Source organism: Chryseobacterium sp. SIMBA_029 (assembly GCF_046535275.1).
GTDB lineage: Bacteria > Bacteroidota > Bacteroidia > Flavobacteriales > Weeksellaceae > Chryseobacterium.
In genome coordinates, this window is sequence record NZ_JAWRXA010000097.1 from 1 (window position 1) to 357 (window position 357).

Sequence of the window (357 nt, forward strand, 5' to 3'; positions counted from 1 at the left end):
TATGATCTTATCGGCGATTTCCTCACTGTGATATTTGTAATACGTATACTTTAAAGGAAGAATTGAATTTAAAATAAGAAGATCAATAAAATCCTTACTTAAAGTCTTGGGCTGAACTTTTGATAGAGTACCAAAATTAAAATGACAATCCCAATACTCTGAAGCTTTTACTGACTTAAAAATGTCATATAGTTCATCTACATTTTCAGCATCCATTACCTTTGAAAATAAATTCTGTTGCTGATAAAGATTAGCCAGTTGGGAGAAACGGATCGTAGGAAAATTAGGCGGTCGTAATCTTAAAAATTTAGGTCTGAATTTTAAATCTGAGATATTGAATTTTGCCCTGATAAACTC

1 protein-coding gene is annotated in these 357 nt (G+C 31.1%); it reads right to left on the reverse strand.

Features of this window, described 5'->3' with window-relative positions; all coding sequences use genetic code 11:
- Nucleotides 1-357: DUF2851 family protein (locus SB679_RS23375; protein ID WP_410704668.1), on the reverse strand; the 357-nt coding region annotated here is incomplete at both ends.